This window comes from Streptomyces scabichelini (assembly GCF_011045015.1).
Lineage (GTDB): Bacteria > Actinomycetota > Actinomycetes > Streptomycetales > Streptomycetaceae > Streptomyces > Streptomyces scabichelini.
Window position 1 is genome coordinate 1 of sequence record NZ_JAAKZY010000415.1, and the last position, 3,238, is coordinate 3,238.

Annotated in this window: 2 protein-coding genes and 1 pseudogene; all 3 read right to left on the reverse strand. The window is 70.7% G+C overall.

What is annotated here, in order from left to right; translation table 11 throughout:
- A pseudogene (locus tag G5C60_RS50105) lies at nt 1-563 on the reverse strand (hypothetical protein); the annotation flags it as partial.
- 81 nt (nt 564-644) lie between these two features.
- Nucleotides 645-1,586, reverse strand: coding sequence for a 23S rRNA (guanosine(2251)-2'-O)-methyltransferase RlmB (gene rlmB, locus G5C60_RS50110; protein WP_165270901.1), 942 nt, complete (start codon nt 1,584-1,586; stop codon nt 645-647).
- A 118-nt stretch (nt 1,587-1,704) separates the two neighbouring features.
- Nucleotides 1,705-3,105 carry a cysteine--tRNA ligase gene (cysS, locus tag G5C60_RS50115; protein ID WP_165270903.1) on the reverse strand — a complete coding sequence of 467 codons (1,401 nt, stop codon included), beginning with the start codon at nt 3,103-3,105 and terminating at the stop codon, nt 1,705-1,707.
- Between the last annotated feature and the right edge of the window lie 133 nt (nt 3,106-3,238).

The following is a 3,238-nucleotide window of genomic DNA, read 5'->3' on the forward strand; positions in this document are numbered from 1 at the left end:
TCGGGGGTGCGGGGGCCGCCGATGGTGGGGGTCGCGACGGTGGCGTCGGCGTCGTATCCGTCGTCACGGCTGTACCCGCCGTCACGGCCGTATCCGCCGTCACGGCTGTACCCGCCGTCACGGCTGTACCCGTCGTCGCTGCCGTATCCGCCGTATCCGTCGCCGTCGATGCGCGGGATGACCTGGGTCGCGCCGGCGTCGCCCGTCGGGTCCTCGACGCGGTGGTGCACGCTCGTGCTCCGCGCGGCCTGGAGCAGCCGGGTGGCGCCGGTGTCGTCGGGTGCGGACTTCCCGCTCCAGACGACGGGTGCGCGGCGGCGGGTGCCGGCGGTCTTACCGACGACGGGGATGCGCGTGGTGTCCTCGGTGGAGCTCAAGTGGCGTGCGACGCGCGGGGACTGCGGGCGCGACGCGGTGTTGAGCTGCACACGGAAGCTCGCATGATTGACGATGACCTGCGCCGGATCGCTCGGCACCTTCACCATGCTCAGCGCGGGAGCGTCGTCGTATCCCGACGTGCGGTCCCCCGTGGGTGTGCGGGGTGTTCTGGTGTCCACACTCATCTAACCGAGTGACGTGTGGTTAGGACACTGCTTTGACCGGCCCGATCTGTCCGGACTCCGTCAAGATCACCCCGCCCACCGTCAGGCGCGTCGCCGAGCCGCCTCGTACAGGACGACGCCCGCAGCCACGCCGGCGTTCAGCGACTCCGCACCGCCCGGCATGGGGATGCGTACGCGGAAGTCACACGTCTCGCCGACCAGTCGGGACAGGCCCTTGCCCTCGCTGCCGACGACGATGGCGACGGGGCCGCCGAGTGCTTCCAGATCGCCGATTTCGAGCTCGCCGTCGGCGGCCAGGCCGACGACGATGATGCCCGCCTTCTTGTACGCCTCCAGGGCGCGCGTCAGGTTGGCGGCGCGGGCGACGGGCGTACGGGCGGCGGCGCCGGCGGAGGTCTTCCAGGCGCCGGCGGTCATGCCGGCGGCGCGGCGCTCGGGTACGACGACGCCGTGGCCGCCGAAGGCCGACACGGAGCGGACGACGGCGCCGAGGTTGCGCGGGTCGGTCACGCCGTCGAGCGCGACGATCAGCGGGTCCTGGCCCGCGTCGTACGCGGCGGCGGCGAGGTCCTCCGGGTGCGCGTACTCGTAGGGCGGGATCTGGAGGACGAGGCCCTGGTGGTTGAGGCCGTTGGTCATGCGGTCGAGTTCGGGGCGGGGGGCCTCCATGAGGTGGATGCCGCCGCGCTCGCCGACGAGCTGGAGCGCCTCGCGCACCCGCTCGTCGTTGTCGATGAACTGCTGGACGTAGAGCATGGTCGCGGGCACGCCCTCGCGCAGTGCCTCGACGACCGGGTTGCGGCCGACGACGAGTTCGGAGGTGGACTTGCCGCCGCGGCCCTTGGGGGCGGGGCGGCGGGCGGTCTGCTTCGCCTTGGAGGTGGCGACGCGGTTCTTCTTGTGTCCCTTGCGCATCTCGGCGGGCGGGGTGGGGCCCTTGCCTTCGAGGCCCCGGCGTCGCTGGCCGCCACTGCCGACCTGCGCGCCCTTCTTGCCGGACATGCGGCGGTTGTTTGCGGCCATGACCTACCTGTCTGTGTGAAAGCGTGCGTGTGTACGTCTCTGAAGGTGTTGTACGTCTATGAAGTGTGCCGCCCGGAAGGCCGGGCGGCACAATCGATCAAGGAATCCGCCGCAGGGATCAGCGCGGGCCGAGCGTCCAGCGGGGCCCCTGGGGGCCGTCCTCGATGACGAGGCCCGACTGGTTGAGCTGGTCGCGGATGGCGTCGGCGGTGGCCCAGTCCTTGCGGGACCGCGCCGCCTCACGCTGGTCGAGAACCAGGCGTACGAGGCTGTCGACGACCCCGTGCAGGTCGTCGCCCCGGTCGCTCTCGCCGGCCCAGTGCGGGTCCAGCGGGTCGAGGCCGAGGACGCCGAGCATCGCGCGGACGTCGGCGAGCCGGGCCACGGCCGCTTCCTTGTCGTCGGCGGCCAGCGCGCTGTTGCCCTGCCGGACCGTGGTGTGCACGACGGCCAGGGCCTGCGGCACACCCAGGTCGTCGTCCATGGCCTCGGCGAAGGCGGGCGGCACCTCGGCCGCGGGCTCGACCGAGTGCCCGGCCTTCTCCACCACGCGCTGCACGAAGCCCTCGATGCGCGCGAACGCCGACTCGGCCTCGCGCAGGGCCTCTTCGCTGTACTCGATGGTGGAGCGGTAGTGCGGGGTGCCCAGGTAGTAGCGCAGCACGATGGGCCGCCAGCGCTCGACCATCTCGCTGACGAGCACGGAGTTGCCGAGCGACTTCGACATCTTCTCGCCGCTCATGGTGACCCAGGCGTTGTGCAGCCAGTACCGGGCGAACTCGTCCCCGTACCCCCTGGCCTGCGCGATCTCGTTCTCGTGGTGCGGGAAGATCAGGTCGATGCCGCCGCCGTGGATGTCGAACTCCCGGCCCAGGTACTTGTGCGCCATGGCACTGCACTCCAGGTGCCACCCGGGACGTCCCCGCCCCCACGGCGTCTCCCAGCTCGGCTCGCCGGGCTTGGCCGCCTTCCACATGGCGAAGTCGCGCGGATCCCGCTTCCCGGTCTCGCCTTCCTCGGAGGGCTGGCGCAGATCGTCCAGGTCCTGGTTGGAGAGGGAGAGATAGCCGGGCAGCGAGCGCACGTCGAAGTAGACGTTGCCGTCGGCCTCGTAGCCGTGCCCGCGCTCGATGAGCGTGCGCATCATCTCGACCATCTCGGTGACGTGGCCGGTGGCGCGGGGCTCGTACGTCGGCGGCAGGCACCCGAGGGCGGCGTAGCCGTCGTTGAACGCGCGCTCGTTCTCGTAACCGATCGACCACCACGGCCTGTTCTGCTCCGCGGCCTTCTTGATGATCTTGTCGTCGATGTCCGTGACATTGCGGATGAACGTCACGTCATAGCCCCGGTACACGAACCACCGGCGCATGATGTCGAAGTTCAGGTACGACCGGACGTGCCCGATGTGCGGGGCGGCCTGCACGGTGGCACCACACAGGTAGATCGAGACACAACCCGGCACGAGCGGGGAGAAGTCACGGATCTGCCGGGCACTGGTGTCGTACAGGCGAATAGTCACCACTCCAGGGTAGTGGGCGACGGACAGTGCAAGCGCCCCTTTAGGGGCGCGGGGAACTGCGCGCCCAGCCACGACGAACCCGCACCCGAGACACGACCTGGGTCTGTCCGGGGGGCCTGGGGGCGCAGCCCCC